The sequence below is a fragment of the Sporolactobacillus mangiferae genome, from assembly GCF_023336505.1.
GTDB lineage: Bacteria > Bacillota > Bacilli > Bacillales > Sporolactobacillaceae > Sporolactobacillus > Sporolactobacillus mangiferae.
Window position 1 is genome coordinate 31,887 of the sequence record NZ_JAMAST010000017.1, and the last position, 21,073, is coordinate 52,959.

General features: G+C 41.6%; 19 protein-coding genes and 1 pseudogene. 16 read left to right on the top strand and 4 right to left on the bottom strand.

Features of this window, described 5'->3' with window-relative positions:
* Positions 1 to 4 precede the first annotated feature (4 nt).
* The 13 genes from xseA to M3N64_RS11710 all read left to right on the top strand — a co-directional run bounded on the left by xseA (position 5) and on the right by M3N64_RS11710 (position 14,423).
* On the top strand, positions 5 to 1,360 hold the full coding sequence (gene xseA / locus M3N64_RS11650) for an exodeoxyribonuclease VII large subunit (RefSeq protein ID WP_249102392.1): 1,356 nt from the start codon (positions 5 to 7) through the stop codon (positions 1,358 to 1,360).
* Positions 1,353 to 1,607 (top strand): exodeoxyribonuclease VII small subunit, encoded by a 255-nt coding sequence (locus M3N64_RS11655; RefSeq protein ID WP_249102394.1) that lies wholly within the window; start codon positions 1,353 to 1,355, stop codon positions 1,605 to 1,607. Before xseA ends, M3N64_RS11655 begins: the two co-directional genes overlap by 8 nt.
* A complete protein-coding gene (locus M3N64_RS11660; RefSeq protein ID WP_249102396.1) occupies positions 1,604 to 2,488 on the top strand; it encodes a polyprenyl synthetase family protein in 885 nt (294 codons plus the stop codon). The genes M3N64_RS11655 and M3N64_RS11660 overlap by 4 nt, the downstream gene beginning before the upstream one ends.
* Before the next feature lie 757 nt (positions 2,489 to 3,245).
* A complete protein-coding gene (locus M3N64_RS11665) occupies positions 3,246 to 3,875 on the top strand; it encodes a hypothetical protein (protein ID WP_249102397.1) in 630 nt (209 codons plus the stop codon).
* Between the two features lie 5 nt (positions 3,876 to 3,880).
* Positions 3,881 to 5,797, top strand: a complete 1,917-nt coding sequence (gene dxs / locus M3N64_RS11670; RefSeq protein ID WP_249102399.1) for a 1-deoxy-D-xylulose-5-phosphate synthase — start codon at positions 3,881 to 3,883, stop codon at positions 5,795 to 5,797.
* Positions 5,794 to 6,615, top strand: coding sequence for a TlyA family RNA methyltransferase (locus M3N64_RS11675; protein WP_249102401.1), 822 nt, complete (start codon positions 5,794 to 5,796; stop codon positions 6,613 to 6,615). The genes dxs and M3N64_RS11675 overlap by 4 nt, the downstream gene beginning before the upstream one ends.
* Positions 6,616 to 6,847: 232 nt before the next feature.
* On the top strand, positions 6,848 to 8,548 hold the full coding sequence (gene recN / locus M3N64_RS11680; protein ID WP_249102402.1) for a DNA repair protein RecN: 1,701 nt from the start codon (positions 6,848 to 6,850) through the stop codon (positions 8,546 to 8,548).
* A 128-nt stretch (positions 8,549 to 8,676) separates the two neighbouring features.
* Positions 8,677 to 9,939, top strand: a complete 1,263-nt coding sequence (gene spoIVB / locus M3N64_RS11685) for a SpoIVB peptidase (RefSeq protein ID WP_249102404.1) — start codon at positions 8,677 to 8,679, stop codon at positions 9,937 to 9,939.
* Positions 9,940 to 10,122: 183 nt separating this feature from the next.
* Positions 10,123 to 10,932, top strand: coding sequence for a sporulation transcription factor Spo0A (gene spo0A, locus M3N64_RS11690; protein WP_249102406.1), 810 nt, complete (start codon positions 10,123 to 10,125; stop codon positions 10,930 to 10,932).
* Positions 10,933 to 11,393: 461 nt separating this feature from the next.
* Positions 11,394 to 11,612 (top strand): hypothetical protein, encoded by a 219-nt coding sequence (locus M3N64_RS11695; protein WP_249102407.1) that lies wholly within the window; start codon positions 11,394 to 11,396, stop codon positions 11,610 to 11,612.
* Positions 11,613 to 12,297: 685 nt separating this feature from the next.
* Positions 12,298 to 12,561 carry a hypothetical protein gene (locus M3N64_RS11700; RefSeq protein WP_249102409.1) on the top strand — a complete coding sequence of 88 codons (264 nt, stop codon included), beginning with the start codon at positions 12,298 to 12,300 and terminating at the stop codon, positions 12,559 to 12,561.
* A 564-nt stretch (positions 12,562 to 13,125) separates the two neighbouring features.
* Entirely contained in the window at positions 13,126 to 13,482 is a 357-nt protein-coding gene (locus M3N64_RS11705; RefSeq protein WP_249102411.1) for a DUF805 domain-containing protein, read from the top strand.
* Between the two features lie 722 nt (positions 13,483 to 14,204).
* Entirely contained in the window at positions 14,205 to 14,423 is a 219-nt protein-coding gene (locus tag M3N64_RS11710) for a hypothetical protein (protein ID WP_249102412.1), read from the top strand.
* A gap of 170 nt (positions 14,424 to 14,593) precedes the next feature.
* On the opposite strand, the gene M3N64_RS11715 is transcribed toward M3N64_RS11710, so the two are convergent.
* On the bottom strand, positions 14,594 to 15,430 hold the full coding sequence (locus tag M3N64_RS11715) for a hypothetical protein (RefSeq protein WP_249102413.1): 837 nt from the start codon (positions 15,428 to 15,430) through the stop codon (positions 14,594 to 14,596).
* A 671-nt stretch (positions 15,431 to 16,101) separates the two neighbouring features.
* Between M3N64_RS11715 and M3N64_RS11720 the strand changes: the two are divergent.
* Together M3N64_RS11720 and M3N64_RS11725 are read left to right on the top strand one after the other, a co-directional pair.
* Positions 16,102 to 16,531 (top strand): annotated as a pseudogene (locus tag M3N64_RS11720) (GRP family sugar transporter).
* A gap of 266 nt (positions 16,532 to 16,797) precedes the next feature.
* A complete protein-coding gene (locus tag M3N64_RS11725) occupies positions 16,798 to 17,067 on the top strand; it encodes a phosphocarrier protein HPr (protein ID WP_249102414.1) in 270 nt (89 codons plus the stop codon).
* A 229-nt stretch (positions 17,068 to 17,296) separates the two neighbouring features.
* Here the strand turns inward: M3N64_RS11725 and yidC are convergent, their stop codons facing one another.
* From yidC to M3N64_RS11740, 3 genes are all read right to left on the bottom strand, one after another.
* Positions 17,297 to 17,983, bottom strand: a complete 687-nt coding sequence (yidC, locus tag M3N64_RS11730; RefSeq protein ID WP_249102415.1) for a membrane protein insertase YidC — start codon at positions 17,981 to 17,983, stop codon at positions 17,297 to 17,299.
* A 706-nt stretch (positions 17,984 to 18,689) separates the two neighbouring features.
* Positions 18,690 to 19,370 carry an LrgB family protein gene (locus M3N64_RS11735; protein WP_249102420.1) on the bottom strand — a complete coding sequence of 227 codons (681 nt, stop codon included), beginning with the start codon at positions 19,368 to 19,370 and terminating at the stop codon, positions 18,690 to 18,692.
* Positions 19,367 to 19,744: a CidA/LrgA family protein gene (locus tag M3N64_RS11740; RefSeq protein ID WP_249102440.1), complete on the bottom strand. Its 378-nt coding sequence runs from the start codon at positions 19,742 to 19,744 to the stop codon at positions 19,367 to 19,369. Before M3N64_RS11740 ends, M3N64_RS11735 begins: the two co-directional genes overlap by 4 nt.
* Positions 19,745 to 19,885: 141 nt before the next feature.
* On the opposite strand from M3N64_RS11740, the gene M3N64_RS11745 reads away from it, so the two are divergent.
* On the top strand, positions 19,886 to 20,779 hold the full coding sequence (locus tag M3N64_RS11745; RefSeq protein WP_249102423.1) for a LysR family transcriptional regulator: 894 nt from the start codon (positions 19,886 to 19,888) through the stop codon (positions 20,777 to 20,779).
* The last annotated feature ends 294 nt before the right edge of the window (positions 20,780 to 21,073 follow it).

The following is a 21,073-nucleotide window of genomic DNA, read 5'->3' on the forward strand; positions in this document are numbered from 1 at the left end:
TGTGATGGAAAACGATCATTATATAAGCGTGACAAAATTGACTCGGTATATCAAGCAACTCATGGAGACTGACGATGTACTGCAGGATGTATGGCTGCGCGGGGAAATATCTAATTTCAAGCGCCATTCACGCGGACATCTATACTTAACAATTAAAGATAAAAATGCAAGAATCCGTGCCGTTATGTTTGCTGGAAACGCGCGCCGGTTAAATTTTGAGCCTGAAGACGGAATGAAGGTGCTCATACAGGGATCGGTCGCCGTGTATGAACCATATGGAGAATACCAGATTTATATTCGCGATATGGAACAGGATGGATTAGGCAGACTTTATCTTGCCTTTGAAGCATTAAAAAAGAAGCTTCAGGAAAAAGGCATGTTTGATCCTTCATTAAAAAAACCGATTCCTGCGATACCCTATGAAGTAGGCATTGTGACCTCTACGACCGGTGCTGCAATACGGGATCTGTTTACGACAATAAAAAGAAGATTCCCTGCTGCCAGAATAACGGTTTTTCCGGTGCTCGTTCAGGGAGCCGCAGCTGCCCCATCGATCGCGGCAGCTATTGAGCAGGCGAATCAGTTCACACAACTTGATGTTTTAATTGTTGGTCGCGGTGGCGGATCGATTGAGGATCTTTGGGCATTTAACGAAGAAATCGTGGCAGAGGCAATATTCAGTTCGAAAATCCCTGTGATTTCTGCTGTTGGCCATGAAACTGATTTTACTATCGCTGATTTCGTTGCAGATAAACGCGCGCCAACACCTACAGCAGCTGGTGAGTTTGCAGTACCGAATCGTGCGGATCTTGATCTGAGAATCAAAAATTTGCAGACTCGTCTGACTCAGGCTCTGCTGGGACAAGTCCGCACGCTTAATGTCCGACTGCAGCGTATCCGGCAATCATATGCATTTCGCTATCCGAGACAGCTGATTCTTCAAAAAGAACAGGAATATGACAGAGTGATCAATCTGCTGAACAATGCCGTACAGAATCAAATGCTTCGTAAGCGCGAACGGCTGATCATGCTTCGTCGTCTGCTCGGGCAGAGCAATCCGCAGCAATTGATCCGGCAGGCAGAATACACACTGGCAGAGCGTAGACAGCAGCTTATGCATACGTTTAAGATTTACCTCAGGGATCGAAAAAATCATTTTGCGCATATGACTGCGCAGTTGAACAGCGTAAGCCCGCTCAGTATTATGGGCCGGGGCTATGGACTGGCATTCAATGAAGCAGATCATCTCATCAAGTCGGTACATGATACAGCACCTGGTGAAAAGCTTTGCCTCCAGCTGCACGACGGGAAAATCGACTGCCAGGTTTGGGGCATTGAGGAGGAGAACATACATGAGTGAGCAAGCAGAAGAAAATTCAAAAGAATTGGCATTTGAAGAAGCAATGGAGAATCTGGAACAAATTGTAAAGCAACTGGAGGAAAGTGATGTCCCATTGGAGAAGGCGATCGGGCTGTTTCAAAAAGGCATGGCACTCTCTAAACTCTGCCACGAGAAACTTCAATCTGTTGAGAAACAAATGGATCGGCTGATTGGAACGGACGGGAATCCTGAACCCTTTTCAGTTCAAGGGAATGTGGAACAGTGAACGCTACTTTAAAAACCTTTATGTCTGAGAAAAGAAAATGGTTTGACACGCAACTGTCATTGATTTTTCAGGATGCACCAATCACTCCTAAATTAAAGCAGGCCATGCGATATTCACTGGAAGCAGGCGGCAAAAGGATCCGTCCAATTTTGATTTTTGCGACATTGAATATGCTTGGAAAAAATGAAAACCTTGGGCTCCGAACGGCTATTGGGCTTGAGATGATTCACACGTATTCGCTGATTCACGATGATCTTCCGGCAATGGATAATGATGACCTGCGTCGCGGAAAACCGACAAATCATTGTGTATTTGGAGAAGCGACAGCTATATTGGCCGGTGATGGTCTGCTGACCTCGGCCTTTCAAATCATTGCAGAGGACCGGATGCTGGAACTCGAAACCCGAACGGAAATGATTAGCTTGCTGGCAAGTGCAGCCGGACCTGAGGGTATGGTCGGTGGTCAGGAGGATGATATCGAAGCGGAAGAAAAGACATTGAGTCTGCAGGACTTAATTCTTGTCCATAGAAGAAAAACCGGGAAATTGCTGCGGTTCCCTGTTGAAGCAGCTGCGGTGATTGCCAAAGTGGAAAAAGAGATCTACAGTACTCTGGTGCGTTATGCGGAGCATCTGGGACTGGCTTTCCAAATTGGCGACGATATTCTTGACATTGTCGGTGATGAAAAGAAACTGGGGAAACCGATTGGCAGCGATGTCGCGAATCATAAGAATACATACGTCAGCTTGCTTGGGATGACAGGCGCAAAAGAAAAGCTTTCACAGGAAATTTATGCCGCCATCGAACAGTTGAAGCGTATAAATTGTGAAAGCAGCCTGCTGAATGATCTGGCGCTGTATTTACTTGAACGCACCCATTGATTTGCATGTATTGATTGAGTGTTTGACAATTTTGTGATAAACTAAATTGCAATAATTGAAGGTGCAGTATTCTAGTCACTCTACTTCGCTTGAAGACGGGGCTAAAAATCCGTCAAAGGGCACATCGATGAAGTTCCTGGTGCCGGCTTAAGGCGCCCAGCTTTGGGCTTGTGCTGGGAGTAAAGGGCGTAGGGCGATCCGCAACGGCATGTGGGCGAAGACCCTGCGCCCGTGGAGACACATACGTTGTTTGCTTTTGGCAATGACTGTGTGGAAAACCTGTTACGTAAGTACTTCGTTAGGGGAAAGCGAACAGCGTAGCCTGCCTTGAGTGGGAAAGAGGGGATGGCTGGCACAGAACTTTGAAATACTTGGCCGGTATGATAAGGGGTGCCTACCTGAAATCAATTCTGCAAAAGAGGCTAGAGCGAAGCTTCAAGAGTGCCTGAGGAAATCTCCTAGACTGTCTGCTTCAGTTGCAGCATTTGAGTCGGATTATAGTGCGGTCTGAGTGGTGTTCCAGTTCAGTGTACGGCAACGGCACTGGTCAAATTTTAAAAGGAAACTGCCTGCTTGGCGACAACAGGTAATTTGATGGGAAAACCTACTGGACCTAAGCCGCAATATTTACTTCTCAAATGGCCTTTTTACATAATTTAACTATTTTTTATGTGTTATTTTATATATAAATGAAGGATTAATAAGGATGCGATAGATCTGGCCCGGCCTCAGGGACTTTTAGAAAGGCTGGAAGTTTATGAAAAACGAAATTAAAAAATCGCTTCGATGGGCACTGCCGTTAGCTATGATCACGTTTGTGCTGGCGGCTATTTTTTCAATTGTCTCTACTGCAGTGCTTAGCAATGCCAGCGTTTTCAGTGGTATTATTGTCGTTATCGCTATTATATTTGTAGCCCTTTTTTTTGATTTGATCGGCGTTGCTTCGACTGCCTCGAGTGAAGCGCCGTTTCATGCCATTGCTTCCAAGGGGATTAAGGGCGCAAAATATTCGGTTTGGTTAACCAAAAATGCCGATCGGGTCAATACATTTTGTACAGATGTGATTGGTGATGCAAGTGCGATTATCAGCGGGACGGCTGCTTCGGTTGTCGTGGTGGAATTCATGGCGCTGCTCGTATACAATAAGAACGGTGTTGCGGAATACGTCATATCTGTCATTGTGACCAGCTGCGTTGCTGCCTTAACGGTGTTCGTGAAGGCGCTCGGAAAGGGCTTCGCCATTAAAAACGCAACCAAAATTATTTTTAAGGTCGGCTACGCGATTTATATTATCGAAGAACGCCTGCATCTGCCGATTCTCAAAGTTCTGGATACAAAAAAGAAAAAAAAGAGCAAGAAGAGAAAAACGGCAAGAAAGGATGTATGATCTTCATGGATGTTTCTAAAATTAAGAACCCAAAATTTTTAAAAAAAATGTCCGTCAATCAAATGACCGATCTTGCCGGTGATATCCGCTCTTTTTTGATTGAAAAACTCTCCAAAACAGGCGGGCATCTTGCACCGAATCTTGGGGTCGTTGAACTGACGCTTGCACTTCATAAAATTTTTAACAGTCCGACCGATAAGCTCGTGTGGGATGTCGGGCATCAGACCTATGTGCATAAGATCTTAACCGGCAGAGGAGATCGCTTTGATACACTCCGGCAATTTAACGGTTTATGCGGTTTCCCAAAACGCAATGAAAGCGAACATGATGTGTGGGAAACAGGTCACAGTTCCACATCGCTTTCGGCTGCGCTCGGTATGGCTGTCGCGCGTGACCTGAAGCATGAGCACTTCAATGTCGTAGCGGTGATTGGCGATGGAGCACTGACCGGAGGCATGGCCTTGGAAGCTTTGAATGATATCGGCCATCAAAAGAGAAACCTGATTATTATCTTGAATGATAATGAAATGTCCATCGCGCCAAATGTCGGGGCACTTCATAATATGTTAAACCGGATCCGTTCAGCGAATAAATACACACGTGCAAAAGAGGATCTGGAATATCTTATGAAAAAGATTCCAGCATTTGGAGGCAAACTTGCTTCCGTTGCTGAACGCTTAAAAGATCGACTTAAATATTTGCTTGTATCCGGTGTTTTTTTTGAAGAACTGGGGATTACTTATCTTGGCCCCGTTGATGGGCATAACCTTAATGCACTGATTGACAATCTCAATTATGCACAAAAAAGAAAAGGTCCGGTTTTGATTCATGTACTGACACAAAAGGGCAAGGGCTACAGACCCGCAGAATTGGATGAAATCGGAACATGGCATGGTACAGGTCCGTACAAAATTGAATCCGGGGCCTTTATAAAACCGGTTGCCGCAGCTCCTGCGTACAGCAAAGTTGTCAACGACATCCTGCAGGAACTTGCACGAAAAGATAAACGGATTGTGGTCGTTTCGCCTGCCATGGTTGTCGGATCGAAACTTGAAGGCTTTGCAAAGGAGTTTCCAGACAGGCTTTTTGACGTGGGGATTGCTGAGCAGCATGCGGCAACCTTTGCTGCGGGATTGGCAACACAACATATGAAACCGGTGCTTTCGATCTATTCCACGTTTATGCAGCGTGCATACGATCAAATTTTACATGATATCTGCCGGCAAAATTTAAATGTGGTGATTGCCGTTGACCGGGCGGGTTTGGTCGGCGCAGATGGAGAAACGCATCAAGGCGTGTTTGATGTTGGCTTTCTGCGAAGTTTGCCCAATTTAACGATCATGATGGGTAAGGACGAGAATGAACTAAGAAATATGATCTTTACGGCGCTGCGTTATGATCAGGGTCCAATTGCGGTGCGTTATCCGCGTGGAAATGGGATCGGCGCGGTGATAAGCAAAAGCCCTACGGAGATTCCAATTGGTACGTGGGAGATCTTGCGTGATGGTCATGATGCATCGGTGCTTGCCTTTGGACCGATGCTCCAGCCTGCATTGGCCGCTGCGAAGCAGCTGGAGGGTGAAGGCATCCATTTAAAGGTGATCAATGCACGTTTCATCAAACCGCTTGATGAACGAATGCTGTCCGAACTGGCTGAGCAGGAGGCACCTGTTCTGACTGTTGAAGAAGGAATTCTGGCGGGGGGATTTGGCTCAAGCGTTCTGGAATATATGCATGATAAAGGCTTCCATAACTTAATCATTGAGCGTATGGGCATCGATGACTGTTTCGTTGCACATGGAAGTGTAAAGGAACTGCTTGCTTCCGTCGGTCTGACGAGTGAACGGATTGGCTCAAAAATAAAAAGTATGGTGCGAATGAAGTCAGGAAAAAACAAGATCAGAAGGGTTATTACTTCATGAAAGACAAAGAACGGGTCGATGTCCTGCTTGTGAGGAAAGGACTTTTTGAATCCAGAGAAAAAGCCCAGAGAGCGGTTATGGCTGGACTTGTTTATCATGATGAGCAGCGCATTGATAAACCTGGCAGCAAGGTGGAGAGTTCCATCGATCTTCATATCAAGGGAAACCCGCTTCCATATGTTGGTCGAGGCGGATTGAAACTTGAGAAGGCCATTAAGGTTTTTCATTTAAATCTTAAAGATATTGTTGCACTGGATATTGGGGCTTCAACCGGGGGCTTTACCGATTGCGCGCTTCAAAATGGCGCCGCAAAAGTATATGCGCTGGATGTAGGATACAATCAGCTGGCATGGAAGCTGCGCAGCGATCCGCGTGTCATCGTAATGGAAAAAACCAATTTTCGTTATTGCAGACCGGAACATTTTTTAGAGGGCATTCCAGAATTTGCGTCGATTGATGTTTCCTTTATTTCATTGAAAAAGATCCTTCCGCCGCTCATCGGTATCCTTAAGCGTCACAGCGAAGCAGTTGCATTGATTAAACCGCAATTCGAAGCCGGACGGGATCAGGTAGGTAAAAAGGGAATTGTCCATGATGCAAAAGTTCACCTTACTGTTATTGATGATATTCTGCGCTTCGCGCTTACATGCGGCTTTTCATTGCTTGATCTAAGCTATTCTCCGATTACCGGAGGAGACGGAAATATTGAATTTTTACTCCATATGCGCTCGGACCAGAGCCAGGCAAAGAATCTGCTTCAAAACCAGCCTGCAGAGATTGTTAAAGAAGCGCACCAGCATTTTAATCGCAAAGCATAAACGGATTTGTTTTCCGGTTATGCTTTTTCTCATACTAAAAAAAGTATATAAATTTTAAGGAAATAGTATAAGCGCGACGGCGACTTCACCCGTGTCAGAGGCTCGGCAAAGCCAAGTTTTCTAATGCAATTGATCGTTAATTTTTTTCCGTCATAAATAAGTTGACGTTTTAAAAAAAACAGTGGAAAATAGAAAAAGGGAACGAGCGTTCGGATGGAAGAGGTGAATTTTTATGCTAGCGGAATTGCAGATCATAAATTTTGCCATTATTGACAAACTGAATATATCTTTTGAAAACGGTCTGACTGTTTTTACCGGTGAAACAGGTGCCGGAAAATCAATGATTATCGATGCGATTGCCCTGCTTGCCGGTGCACGTGGGTCATCAGAATATGTTCGTCACGGTGCAAAAAAAGCAGAGATAGAAGCGCTGCTTGAAATTGAAGATCCGGAACGTCTGGCACCTCTGATCAGACAGACAGGTATGGATATTTCGGAAGATCAGATCATACTGAGAAGAGAAATTGCCGCCTCAGGCAAAAGTGTCTGCAGGATAAATGGCAAACTGGTTACGCTTTCTATACTGCAGCAGTTTGGTGAACTGCTTATTGACATTCACGGTCAGCATGAGCATCAGCGATTATTGAATCAGGCGAATCATATACGTTTCGTTGATCAATATGGAAGTGCATTGATCGCAAGCCTGAAAAGCAAATATAAAAAAACTTACGATCATGTGGCTGAAGTTGTGTCGGAATACAGAAGGTACAGCCGTGATGAAAAAGAAATTGCACAACGGATCGATTTGCTTAAATATCAGATTCAGGAGATTGGCGCTGCACAGTTAAGTGTTAATGAAGAACAATTGCTCAATGAGGAAAAAAGTAAGCTGGTCCATTATGAAAAGATTTTTAGTGCACTTAAATCAAGCTACCAGGCACTGAATGGGGAGCATGCCGTTTTGGATATGCTTCGGACCGTATCAGGAGGCCTGGATTCAGTCAGTGATCTGGATCCTCAGCTGGAAAATGTTTCCGAGTCAGTGGCCAACAGTTTTTATCTTTTAGAGGAACAAACCTCAACGATTCGAAACTACATGGAACAAATGGAGTATGATCCCAAACGCCTGGATGAGATTGAGGAAAGATTAAGCGACATCCAGTTGCTGAAACGCAAATACGGCAGCACGATCAAAGAAATCCTGAATTATTGGGTGCACGCAAAAAAAGAACTGGAAGAATTAAGTGCACGGGATGCAAATATGGAGACACTAAGCAAAGCATTAGCCGAAGGTCTGGCAGATTTAAGAGAAAAGGGAATGCAACTTAAAGATGCCAGAAAAGAAACGGGAAAACAGCTGGTTAAAGCAATTAATCGAGAATTTAAGGACTTGTGCATGGCAGATGCGCGCATGGAAATTCATGTTGATCTCAGCAATGATCTTGGTTCCTTTACAGGTTTTACTTCCGAAGGCATTGACTGCGTTACGTTCTACATCGCTACCAATCCCGGTGAACCTGCAAAACCGCTGGCAAAAATTGCCTCAGGCGGCGAACTTTCACGGATAATGCTGGCAATCAAATCTGTTTTTAAGAAAATGATGGGTGGAGCGACGATTATTTTTGATGAGGTCGATACGGGAGTCAGCGGACAGGCTGCGCAGGCAATGGCCGAGAAGATCAGCCGTTTATCTCAGAATGCTCAGGTTTTCTGCATTACCCATCTACCACAGGTGGCAGCCATGGCAGATCATCATATGTTTATTGAGAAGCACATGATGAAAGGGCATCGGACGGGTACAAGCATCAAATTATTAACAGAACCGGAAAAAATCAGAGAAATAAGCCGAATGATTTCGGGGTCTCAGATGACTGATCTGGCCCGGGAACATGCACGAGAATTAATTCGAATGGCTGAACAAGTGAAGCAATAATTACAGCTGGTATCCGTACCCTTTACTGGAATTAATCCTTTGCATGCATAGCTCATAATTCTTCTCGCCTCAGGAAATTTTAATAAATGCACGACAAGGTGCGGGTATTGGAGCGAGGAGAGTGAGTTATGAAAAAAAGAAAACATTGGGCATTAAGGGTTGTGCTTGTTCTTCTCAGCTTCATCATGATGAGTTCAAGCATAAGCATGGGAACTTCGGTTGTACATGTATGGCAGAACCTGAGTCTTGGCAGTTCTGGCATTTCAGAACGTATCGAACGAACGAGTGGATCACCGATTGCTATGATTGCAAAAAGACATAAAGTTCAATCGATACAAGAAGATCGGGAAACCGATAATAGGCTGAGGCAGGCAGATTATACCGTCAATACAGAAAAGCAGCCGATTTATTTAATTCCCGGTGGGCAATCCATAGGTGTACAGCTTAATACAAAAGGGGTGCTCGTTGTTGGCTATCATCTGATTCTGACAGAAAAAGGAGATGCGTCTCCAGGAGAATCCGCTGGTATTCGCATTGGTGATGTGATCACAAAAATTAATGGACAAAATATGGGATCAATTACCGATGTACGTCAGATCATGCGCCGAGCAGAAGCCGGAAGGCCATTGCAGGTCACGGTTCTCCGTCAAAGAGAAATCGTAGTCAAGCAGCTGAAGCCAATTTTGAACAAGAGAAACGGTCATTATCAATTGGGCCTTTTTATTCGTGATTCAGCATCAGGCATAGGCACAATGACTTTCTATGATCCAAACACGGGCATTTACGGAGCACTTGGTCACGTGATATCCGATCGAGACACCGGGCAGCCTCTGATGGTTAAAGATGGCCATATCGTTCGATCAATTGTGCAGGCGATTGACCGGGGGCAGGAAGGTAAACCGGGTGAAAAAATCGCATTTTTTCCCGAACATGCAGTAGGTATCGGTTCAGTCATAAAAAATACTCCTTTTGGTATTTACGGAAAAATGGGGAAAAGTTATATGACGCGATCAGATATATTTAAAAAGCCGCTTCCAATTGCAACTGCAAGCCAGGTTAAAGAAGGACCGGCAAAAATTCTTACCGTTCTTAACGGAAATAAAGTTGAGGCATTTAATATTCGAATTTTAAATTCCATTCCGCAGAAACATCCGGAAACAAAAGGATTGGTCATTAAAATTACGGATTCAAGGCTGCTTAAAACGACAGGAGGCATCATTCAGGGAATGAGTGGCAGTCCGATTATCCAGGATGGCCGGCTGGTTGGTGCAGTAACACATGTGTTTGTGAATGATCCAACGAGCGGTTATGGCGTACACATTGAATGGATGATCGATGAGGCAGGTTTACAGAGAAATCAGCAGGTATTAAATAAAGAAATAGCAAGCTGACCAATAATATTCGACAGATACAAGTAAAAATATGTAGAAAAAGTTCGATTGATGATTTTTTAACGATGATTTTGAGGAAAATGAAGGAAAAAAATAAACTGAAGTGAAAAAGAATAAAAAGGATACTCTTCCCTCTTGTCGAAAAGATAACATGTAGAACATTTTGACAAGGGGGATTTGATTTTGCAAACAATTAAGATCTGCCTGGCAGACGATAATCAGGAATTGATTTTTTTGATTACAGAATTTATAAAAACACAGGATGACATGGAAGTTGTCGGTACTGCAAGCAATGGGCAGGATTGCCTTGAAATGCTGAAAACCGTGACTCCAGACGTGCTTTTATTAGATATTATTATGCCGCATCTCGACGGACTGGGCGTCCTTGAACAAATCCATGAAAATCCTGAGTTTGCAAAACCAGGCATTATCATGCTCACTGCTTTTGGCCAGGAGGATGTAACAAAAAAAGCAGTTGAATTAGGTGTTTCTTACTTTATTTTAAAACCTTTTGACATGGATAATCTGGCAAACCACATTCGTCAGGTTGCCGGGAAAAAAGCAATGAATCCGATGTTCTCTGCACGTTCCATCAAAAAGCCATCATTATCCGATAAAAATCATGATCTCAACGCAAGCATTACAGACATCATTCACGAGATTGGCGTACCTGCACATATAAAAGGGTACATGTACCTTCGTGAGGCTATTTCAATGGTTTACCATGATATCGAACTGCTCGGTTCGATAACCAAAGTCCTTTATCCAGACATTGCAAAAAAGTATAAAACAACGCCAAGTCGCGTGGAACGAGCCATTCGGCATGCCATTGAGGTTGCCTGGAGCAGAGGAAACGTTGATTCAATCTCTAAGCTATTCGGCTACACAGTATCCATGTCGAAAGCAAAGCCGACCAATTCCGAGTTCATCGCCATGGTCGCCGATAAGCTGCGTATCGAAAACCGTGCGGAAGAATCGATGAAGATTTTGTGAATGCGTGAACTTCCGGTACATGGGGTAAAGTGGAAACTAAACGGTTTTACCAACCAGTTGTCATAATGAAGGCCACCTGTTTTTTCTTTCAATTTGAATGACATCTTCATTTATTGGGTTAAGAAATTCAATAAATGAAGGTGTTTATTTTTTGAAGGACTCTTTGTATATTGAAAATTTCATGCTGTATTGCATCTCCAAAAGTTTGTCCCAAAAACTTTTAATGAAGTGGCTGAAGTTGAGAATCAGCAAGTTCAAAAATACACTTTGTATTTAAAGAGAAAATGCATTCTCGTGATTGCATTAAAATGCCCGTGATCAAAATATATCATGTCAAATAAGCCAGCCCTCTCACGGAACTGAATATTTTTTATAACTATGCCGAATCGCGAGTTGTAAATGTGATAACAAAAAAAGGAAATTGCGGTATAGTTAAAAATAAAGGGAGGAAATGGAATTCAATGAAATATAAAAAATTCTTTTTTTGGCTGATCGTGGCCATTTTATTATCCTTGATTGACATGGACGTATCAGTAGGATATAGCTTAAATCATAAAATATGGTATCGATTTCTTGAGTTTTTTGTCTTGTTCCCGATTTGGATCTATGTCATGCTCATTTTTAAACCTGAAACAGCAAATAGAAAAATAAAAATGAAAAAAGAGAGGGTGAGTAAGTGAGTTTTTTCTCAAAAATAAGTGATCGAAATACTTTAAAGTGTTCTATCTGCGGCCGAGCAATCAATCCAGGGGAATTTGTGTGTATCATAGGAAAGTCGCCGGAAAAATCATACGGAGGAATGACTGTACCTATCATAAATCAATGGGTAAAAAGTTCCTCTGGAGAAATATTTTGCCAACCTTGCTTTAACAAAAATTGTAATGGTTGATTTCCGTTTCAGGCAAATAGAGACGGCAGCATAAAAATCAAGATATGTTTCAGTTTCTGCTTGCCTTTCAAACTGAGGAGGACTTATGAAAAAATGAATTCCAGTTTTAATGGGATTGACTTTACTATTTCTATTAAGTGCTTGTAATGACAGTTCACAGAATGTTGACGAAAAAGCCGATAAGAAGACCATTGATCAATCATCGGATAGGGTATCTGCACTAAGGGATATTATTATTATTGGATTCGTGAAGCATCAAAAAGTGCCATTGCAAATGGTAGCACGGGGACAGTGACAAAATTTAAAGTTTATGAAGATGGTACATATATAGAAACACCATGATTATATAGAACCAAAACAACAGGAAATAGCTGTTCATGGTTTTCGTAAGAAAAGAAACAGAACTGACCAATTAAATGATCTAAATGATCACCTGCACAAAAATGACTTTATGTATTTTGAAGGGAATTTTAATTATGGATATTCTGATTGATCTGATTTTTGGAATATTTGAGTTTATCTTTGCACCTCAAAATCGCGTTCAGTCTAATCTTGCATCTCTTGAAAGTAAGGAATGGTTTAGACGGAATTATAACAGAAAAATATTAGAGGATCCTAAATTTAGGAGATTTATAAAAAAATATCATTTGAAAAAGATATTTCAGGATAAAGATCGAGAAGAGAATTTTAAAAGGGAGCTAGAAAAATGGGTAAAGGCTAATCAGGCAAGATTTTATTAGCGAACGCAGCCAGTTCTTAATGCATCAGAAGGAGTTTTATTATTGTCCAGAAAAATGAAGTTATTAGTATCTATTATTTTTTGCCTTTCTACTTTACTTTATGCAGATCGACATAGTTGCTTTTTATCATTAGGTTTTCCATTGGATTACGTGAGAATCTATCACTTTGGTGAACCGATAAAAAGAAGCTTTTTGAACGGATTTTGGGATACTGTAATTTTGCTTACTAATTTTGCATTAGACGTTGCAATCTTTTATTTTATTATGACTGTAACCGATAGGATTATGATAAGAATAAAAAATTGTTCCACTAATTGATCTCCTGTTAATCCATCTTTGTTTACTGATTTGTCCACTGGTAATTTATAAAAAATCAAATAAACTTGCAACATTTAAACGCAAGTTAATCTTCTTCCACGTTGCTCATGCGCGATCCCGCACGATCCCGCACAAATAAATGCGTGGTCCCGCATCATAAATGCGGTCCCGCAAATTGAAATTTGCGGTAAAATTAAATGGAGGTTGAAATAAATAATAAATACATATTTTCTAAGGTGGGTAACGATGAACTGGTATATTGATGTCATTAAGAACTATGCGGTCTTTAGCGGTCGTGCAACGCGCATGGAATACTGGATGTTCACTTTATTTAATGTTATTTTTTCAGTTGCCGCTATGTTGATTGATCACTTTATACTGAACGGACTACGTCTTACAGATACTTTGTATACGCTGGCTGTTCTTGTTCCTGGTCTAGCGGTTGGGGCCCGCAGACTTCATGACATTGGGAGAACAGGATGGTGGCAGCTCATTGCTTTCATTCCACTTCTTGGGGCTATTGTCCTGCTCATTTTCTTTTGTACAGACAGCCAGGATAAAACCAATAAATATGGGCCTGACCCAAAAGAATTGACGATTTAAACGAAAAGGTGAGGGTGTCTCAAAAGTCTTTTGACGACGGGACACCCTTTAAAATTACGTATATTTTGGGATTAAGGCGAAGATGCAAGACTTCTGCGGAATGTCCCTGTTGGTGCCAACCGGAACGCAGTATAAGTTCGGTACCTTTTGGAACAGTCTCATATTTTATAAATAATTTTTCACAAGTAAAGGACAAACCAACAAAACATCTGGCCCATTCTTTACTTTTTTCAGAAATCCAAGGAATCGATTGCTCAGTTGGAAGATATGAAAGGGCAGTACTTTTCCTGCATGGCCCTAATCTGCATGAATCACAGTTTTATTATAGAATTCCGGATGAAAAGGATTGTGATGAAAATTAGAGCGATGATAACGTGTATTGTTGAAAAAGTTTTGCAAAAAATGGATTGGTCGTTTCTCCTGGCTTTTCCTGTTGTTTCTACAGCCATGTATGCTGTTCATGCTTATCGAAAGGTGATAAAAGTAATTTGCGGCAGAGTTTGAAATGGAGAATGCGAAATAAGAAAACACTTCAAAGAAAAATGACGGGTTAAGTTCTGCTTTTCGATTATAGTGCGGACATTTTTGGATTTATGAGGTGAGCCGATTAACAGTCGGTTAACCAGACGCGCCTGTTTGGAACACTTAATTAATCGGAAAAGTGTATACTGTGCAACTGAAACTATAAACGATTTGTCTTATTAAAGTTTGGAGGAAAGTACATGTACATAAAGTTTGCCTTCGTCCTTTTTATAACAAGCGCTGCAATGTTTTTCTGTATCGAGCTGCTAAACAAAGTTTATTCGATGCTGCTTTCAGGCGGTGTGCTGCAAACAGGTGATACAGATTATTCTTATTTTTCTTCAACGCTCATCTGGATACCGTTGATTTTACTTATCCTTTCAATTGTGGCTGCGTCTTACTCTTTTTATAAAAATTAATAAATGTACTGTCAGAAGGAAAATTCAATAAAAATGGCTGAATCTCCTGATCGGCTTATGAGTTTCGCCTTTATTCATCGTAACCATCTCTTTCGGATGGTGTTAGGAGATCCAGGACCCGATTTTTTGGGGCGAATGATACATGATGTAGAAATGGAGGGCTGGCTTATTTATTTTACTGATGCCGTTATTTTAAGCAGGGTAAGCGCACCTGACGTATCATTTATTGTATAGACGGTTTTTCCATTTTGCCAACTGATCGTGTCTTTTCGACTATCTGTATACATTTGAGCCGTCCCATAAGCGTGAGGAACAGGCAACGCAGTTTTCTCTAAAAATCCGACGACCTGTCTTGCCAGATTCGTACCCTTCTGGGATTCTGAGGTCGGAGACAGAACCGCAAGCATCCATCTGCCTTCGTTCCAGGAAATGCCTGCTGTGCCGGCACCAGCGTCTGAATAGCCAGTGATATTATGACCAAGGCTGACTGTGCTTCCATCGGAGGATGTGTACTTACGATATGGAATCTGCTTTTCTGCATCTGCAGCGCTGGGAAAAACGGTTGCTTTTATGGTAGCAATGGTTTTAGCATTTTTCAGAGCTGAATCATTCACTTTTGTTTGGCGATCCGTCTGTTTGAAGGTAACAGAGTACCCTTTTTCTGACGAACTGACAAGAGCTGAGAGATATTTACCGTTTGCTACAGGAAGGAATTGCGGCAAGCGCACGACATCAATTTTAAGTTTGCTGCGAACTTCATTGAGCACGCTTGATTCAGAAGCGCTATTTTTCGTTTTAGATTCTGCTGACGGTTCATTCGTCGAATTGGATGAAGCATCGGATGTTGATGAATTGCTGCCCGCGCTTTCGGATGAACTCTGCGCTACTTGACTTGAATTCGGCTCTTTGGACGTATTCGATTTCTGATCCTGATTTGATCCGCCCCAACAACCGCTGATCAGCATCATACACAACAACCCAGTAAAAAGAGCAGCTGATTTTTTCATGAGTAGAAACCTCCTCAGTTGAAAAGTAGGAATTGAGTTGAACTTGATCGTGCAAACAAAGCAACATTACATTTAAGTATATCAATCGGTCATTACACAGAGGTTAATGGATGATTACAATGGCACCTTTTATTCATGAAATCAGAAGATTAGGATGAGTGTCGGCGATATGTTAAGGCAATTCATATCTAAAATATACCTTTTTTCATTTCATTTTCGCTTTCAGAGCTATGTGGTGAAACGATCATTAATTTTGCGTCGATCAGGGACAAACAATCACGGTTATTATGTATTAAATTTGGCAATTTATCACTTTATACCGTTTAGAAAGGTGTGGAACGTTTGGTAGGCTTATTTATTTCAATGATTCCGTCACCTTCTATGGGGACAATTTCTCTTGTCAGCGCTAAAATGGGAGGTACACCCTATCATCAGGTGTTCGCATGGCAATCGGTGGATTGATTTTTTCAACTACACTGTTTTTTTTCGCTTCTCCAATGCTAAATTTAATGATTGTTATTATGAGTTTCATCTCTGGGTTTTGTTAGGCGATTGGCCAATTTCATCAGTTTGCCGCAATGAAAATGCTTGGCATTCCAAAGACAATGCCAGCTTGCGGGTGCGGCGTTATGCGGTATCATTATATTCCATGATGGGCTACTCTTGAGTGTATGAGTTTAGGCATTTCTGCACTTGTTCTGATCGTAATCGGGGTTCTGCTTACTTCAAGAGAAAAACGAACGCGAAAGCATCAGACAAATTCAACGGTTAAAGGAATTATTCTTCTTTTTGTGTCCACACTAGGGTATGTGTCATACATTGTGCATCTGCAATTATTTCGAATTGATGGATGGTCTGCGATTATGCCACAGACAACGGGTATGATTGCTGGAGCGCTTGCTCTGTCGTTCAATTTACAATCGTCATACTGTTTATAATATCATTTCCAGGCTCATGCGGGCCGGTGGCAATTTGTCACTGTTAGTTGCAACAAAAATGGAAGGAGTTACGATTGGTTTTTCAATGTCTCAGCTTAGGACCATGCTCTCAACGTTAGGTAGTATTTATTTGCTTGATGAAAAAAGACAAGAAATCAGATGAATTTGTTATTCATTGGATGTCTCGTGATTATCATTGGCGGCATTCTCCTTGGTTTATAAAAAGATGAATCAGGAAAGAAAAGAAACGATTTCAAAATTTTAATGATTTAGTCATGACATGAATGAAAATGAATGATAAAATAGAACTAGACTTTTTGAAGAATCTTGTCATCGTAAAGATGTAAACGGTTCTTTAAAGAACATCGCAGGCTAATCAAAAACAGATGCCTGTTCAGTTCAACTATTATGAATGGAGCGATTGGAAAAATGGAAAAAACGTATATTGTCACTGATGAAACGGGCATTCACGCACGCCCTGCTACCGTGCTTGTTAGTGAAGCAAGCAAATTTGAATCAAACATTAACATCGAATATAATGGCAAGAAAGCGAACCTGAAGAGCATTATGGGTGTTATGGCACTTGGCATCATGAAGGGTGCGGAATTTAAAATCGTTACGGAAGGCTCCGATGCGGAAGATGCATCCGCAGCACTTGACAATGTGATTTCTGCACAGGGAATTGGCAAAGAAAAATAATTTTCGTAAAAAAGACAGGCAGATTTGGGGTAATACCCGAACCTGCCTGTCTTTTTTTATATTTACATAGGTAAGGAAAGTATACGTTTTTGCCTCGTACCCAATCAATAAAAAAATGGTTCAGCTGCGTATCAAAGCGTTGGTGCAGGATGCACTCGTGTCAAGCCAGCAACCAAACTTAAAAGGACTCAATCAACATCTCGTGGTCGGATCGGCTGCTCGATTTTTCTTAACCAGTCTGTCTCTGCTTTCTTGTTTTTCGAAGGAGAAGATGTGAAAAATACGATTGTCCAATCAGAAAAAGCCCACCGACCACCCAATAAAGAGGAAGTGCTGCTGAAGTTGACATAGACGCAAAGACGATCATAATCGGAGACATCAGACCAATCCATTGAAGTGAACGGTTCTGCTGCTCATTTCCAGTGGTCGGCATGAGCTTCTGACTGATGCGGAACTGCAGAAAGTAAACGATGCCGGCAATCAAGGTTAATGTCAGGTCGGTATGCCCCAGATTAAACCAGAGAAAATGATGGGCAGCAATTTCGTGCGAGTTTCTGATTGCATAATAAAATCCCATTAATATCGGCATCTGGATGAAAACAGGCAGGCATCCCATCGAAGAAAAGACGTTCAGATTATGTTTTTTGTATAGCGCCATCATTTCCATCTGTATTTTTTGTTTTTCCGTTGGGTCTGTTGTTTCAGAAAGCCTCTTTTGAATTTCGGTTAGTTCGGGTTTCAATTTATCCATTTTTTCCCGAACCTCAAATTGTCGAATATATTGTCGCACCATCATTGGCGCGAGCAACAGTCGAATCAAAAGAGTCAATACTATAATCGCCAAACCATAACTGTTGCCAAAAAGTGACGCGGTATTTTGAATTAAGTACGTAAAAGGAGCGATAAGCACGTGCATGGTGTTCCTCCTGTATTTGTTTTATTAGATATACAAACCAGGAGCTGGACAATGATCCTCGGAATCTGCATGTGCGGCTTCTTTGCGCCTGACAGTTCGTGATAGCGTGCATGCGGAACAGCTGCTAATTAACCGCAAAATACACTGCTTATAAAATGATCTCATGTATTTTGTACAAGTTTGGCAATGGGATCCATATGCTTTTTTTTCATGAGTATACAAAGCCTGCTGAATAAATTGAAGTGAAAATTCCAAGGCAATCAAAAGCACAGGCAATGATGGATCGTTCATGAGATAAATACAGAGATCAAGCGTAATACTCACCTGCCTTAAAGTGTTGTCCTCAGCCATCATATCATGAATGCTCTTATTAAAGCACTCAATATTTAAAGCACAGGCATAGAAAATTGTGAAACTGCAGGTGAGTCTTAATATTTCATTGTACAGGCATTTTTATGACTAGCATTAGAAACCAGAAAAAAACGCTCAGTCTGCAATCTCCGATCATGATTTATTGATTTATGCTTGCCCGATTGCATCAGCGCTGCGGATGCTCGCTTGCCGCGGGCGCCAGCACGTATTCGCTTTGATGCCTGGGCATGACGCAGTTTTTTGTTTGCTATCGAGGAAAATCATTTACTTTTCATCCTGTATGAAAAAAACGCTCCGTCTCAACGGGGAGCGTATAATATTATTTGGAAAAACATTACAGAAGAATGAGTGGTGTCAGGATTGGCGCAAATACAAGTGTAAAGATGGCTGCAAGTACCATGGCAAGACTTGCGGCAGCGCCTTCTTCACTTCCGAACTCCAGTGCCTTCGACGTTCCGGCGCCATGTGCCCCCATACCTAATAACAGTCCTTTTGCCAGCTTTTCTTTAATGTGTAAATAGCGAATGATCATGGGGCCGAGAATCAAGCCGGTAATGCCTGTCACAATAACAAATATGGCGGTCATTGTCGGCATTCCGCCGATATCTACGGACACTGCCATCGCGATTGGCGTGGTGATTGAGCGCGGCAGCAGACTCAGCAGGTAGTGATCGTTTAATTTAACAATATGGCTGAATATACCGGAACTGATCAATGCAACCGAAACGCCCGTCGTCATGCTGATTGTAATGATTTTTGCATATTTTTTCATAACCTTGCGGAATTTGTACAGAGGAACGGCAAAACCGACTACCGCAGGCTGTAACAAGTTACTCAGCCAGCGTCCTCCGCTGTCATAATCAGAATAATCAATGTGGAAACCGACAAGCATTGATGACAGAACGCAGGGGGCTACGAGAAGAGGGGAAAGAAATGCGTATTTAATCCTGCTGTATATTTTTTTTGAAAGATAATAAACCAACACGGTAAACAGAATGCATATAAATGCAATCATTTAACGGTCTCTCCTTTATGTTTTGCCAGTTTGTGAATTGAAAATTGAGCAACAACACCTGTGACGGTCATGACGGTAATTGTGCTTAATAAAATGACAACGAGAAATTGTGAACCATGCCGCAGAATTTCATCCTTGTATTGGATGATTGCAACCGCGGAGGGGATAAAGAAGAGAAGCATTTCTGACATGAGAAAACTTGCTCCTGCCTCAACTGCAGACAGCTTCAATACTTTAAAATGCAGCAGGCCCAGAATAATGAAAAGCCCAATAATGCTTCCAGAAACAGGCAAGTGAAACCAGCCGGAAAGCATATTGCCTACGAGCGCAAAAAGATACAGGAAACAAATCTGGCAAACAATACGAAGAAACATAAGCAAAATAGTGACACTTCCTTATTTTTTGAAACAGCTGTGATATACATCACAGTTAATTATACAAAAGTTGAATATACAGGTACAATAGATATCAGGAATTTATGCATTCCGATCACCTATAGCTTGGGAGCGGTGAATATGGACATTAAACATCTGCATTATTTTTTGGAGGTCGCAATCAGAAAGAGTTTTACAAAAGCGGCGCATCATTTATATGTGACGCAACCGACCATCAGTAAAATGGTGCGTGACATAGAAGACGAACTGGGTATGGTTTTGCTTGATCGAACAGGTAAAGAAATCGAACTGACTGATGCTGGTAAAATTGTATTCGAGCAGGCTCAGAAGATTGTCCAGTCCTTTGGGCATCTGTCGGATGAACTGAGCGATTTAATGCATGCAAAGAAAGGAAAACTGACTGTTGGTTTGTCACCGATGATTGGCATTCAATTTTTTCCAGGCATTCTAAGCCGTTTTCACAAGGAATTTCCAGGTATTGATCTGCACATCGCTGAATATGGAGCAAAAAAAGTTGCGGATTGTGTTTCGGAAGGTTTGCTGGAAGTTGGCGTTACCGTTGGCCATTTTGATGAGGAACAATTTCATTCATTCGTCTTTTTTGAGGATGATCTTTGCCTTGTTGTGCATACATCAAGTCCTTTTGCGACATTCGATGAAGTTCGACTCTCAGATCTTTGCGATGAACATTTTATTTTATTCCCAGAGGAATTTTCGTTGCGAAGCATGGTTTTGAACAGCTGTGAAAAGGCGGGATTTCAACCGAATATTGTTTTTGAGAGTTCGCAATGGGAGCTTATGGTTAAGATGGTGTCGGAAGGTTTCGGTATTGCATTCCTTCCAAAGAGCATTCTCGATAGGGTTGATCAAAACAGGGAATCAATTGTTTCGATTCCAATTGCGGATTCCGAACTTAATTGGCGTTTGTCTATGATATGGAAAAAAAATCATTACTTATCTTATGCGGCAAGAACATGGATTTCCGAGACACGTAAGGCATTTAGCAGCATATAATGCGAATGTGTTTGGTTTTTGAAGCAAAACGGAATATATGCTTGACATCTAATTCTATTAATGCTATTTTTAAAAAGCTGTCCTATGAAAATGAGTTTAAAAATATTGACATATGTGACAGGCAACTGTTATAATTATATACGAAACATCGAATTGTTATTGACAACATATATCTTTTTTGATAAGATGAATCAGTTGTCATTAATTGCTAGGAATGTTCCTTGAAAACTGAACAAAAGCCAAGCGTGATTGACAAGGGTTAAACCCCTGATTGATTCAAATAGCTATGGATCC

Bases quoted from the DNA above. Each gene is read 5' to 3' on its own strand.
- xseA (WP_249102392.1), top strand. From the start codon at position 5: ATGGAAAACGATCATTATATAAGCGTGACAAAATTGACTCGGTATATC.
- M3N64_RS11655 (WP_249102394.1), top strand. From the start codon at position 1,353: ATGAGTGAGCAAGCAGAAGAAAATTCAAAAGAATTGGCATTTGAAGAA.
- M3N64_RS11665 (WP_249102397.1), top strand. From the start codon at position 3,246: ATGAAAAACGAAATTAAAAAATCGCTTCGATGGGCACTGCCGTTAGCT.
- dxs (WP_249102399.1), top strand. From the start codon at position 3,881: ATGGATGTTTCTAAAATTAAGAACCCAAAATTTTTAAAAAAAATGTCC.
- M3N64_RS11675 (WP_249102401.1), top strand. From the start codon at position 5,794: ATGAAAGACAAAGAACGGGTCGATGTCCTGCTTGTGAGGAAAGGACTT.
- recN (WP_249102402.1), top strand. From the start codon at position 6,848: ATGCTAGCGGAATTGCAGATCATAAATTTTGCCATTATTGACAAACTG.
- spoIVB (WP_249102404.1), top strand. From the start codon at position 8,677: ATGAAAAAAAGAAAACATTGGGCATTAAGGGTTGTGCTTGTTCTTCTC.
- M3N64_RS11695 (WP_249102407.1), top strand. From the start codon at position 11,394: ATGAAATATAAAAAATTCTTTTTTTGGCTGATCGTGGCCATTTTATTA.
- M3N64_RS11700 (WP_249102409.1), top strand. From the start codon at position 12,298: ATGGATATTCTGATTGATCTGATTTTTGGAATATTTGAGTTTATCTTT.
- M3N64_RS11705 (WP_249102411.1), top strand. From the start codon at position 13,126: ATGAACTGGTATATTGATGTCATTAAGAACTATGCGGTCTTTAGCGGT.
- M3N64_RS11710 (WP_249102412.1), top strand. From the start codon at position 14,205: ATGTACATAAAGTTTGCCTTCGTCCTTTTTATAACAAGCGCTGCAATG.
- M3N64_RS11715 (WP_249102413.1), bottom strand. From the start codon at position 15,430: ATGAAAAAATCAGCTGCTCTTTTTACTGGGTTGTTGTGTATGATGCTG.
- M3N64_RS11725 (WP_249102414.1), top strand. From the start codon at position 16,798: ATGGAAAAAACGTATATTGTCACTGATGAAACGGGCATTCACGCACGC.
- yidC (WP_249102415.1), bottom strand. From the start codon at position 17,983: ATGCACGTGCTTATCGCTCCTTTTACGTACTTAATTCAAAATACCGCG.
- M3N64_RS11735 (WP_249102420.1), bottom strand. From the start codon at position 19,370: ATGATTGCATTTATATGCATTCTGTTTACCGTGTTGGTTTATTATCTT.
- M3N64_RS11740 (WP_249102440.1), bottom strand. From the start codon at position 19,744: ATGTTTCTTCGTATTGTTTGCCAGATTTGTTTCCTGTATCTTTTTGCG.
- M3N64_RS11745 (WP_249102423.1), top strand. From the start codon at position 19,886: ATGGACATTAAACATCTGCATTATTTTTTGGAGGTCGCAATCAGAAAG.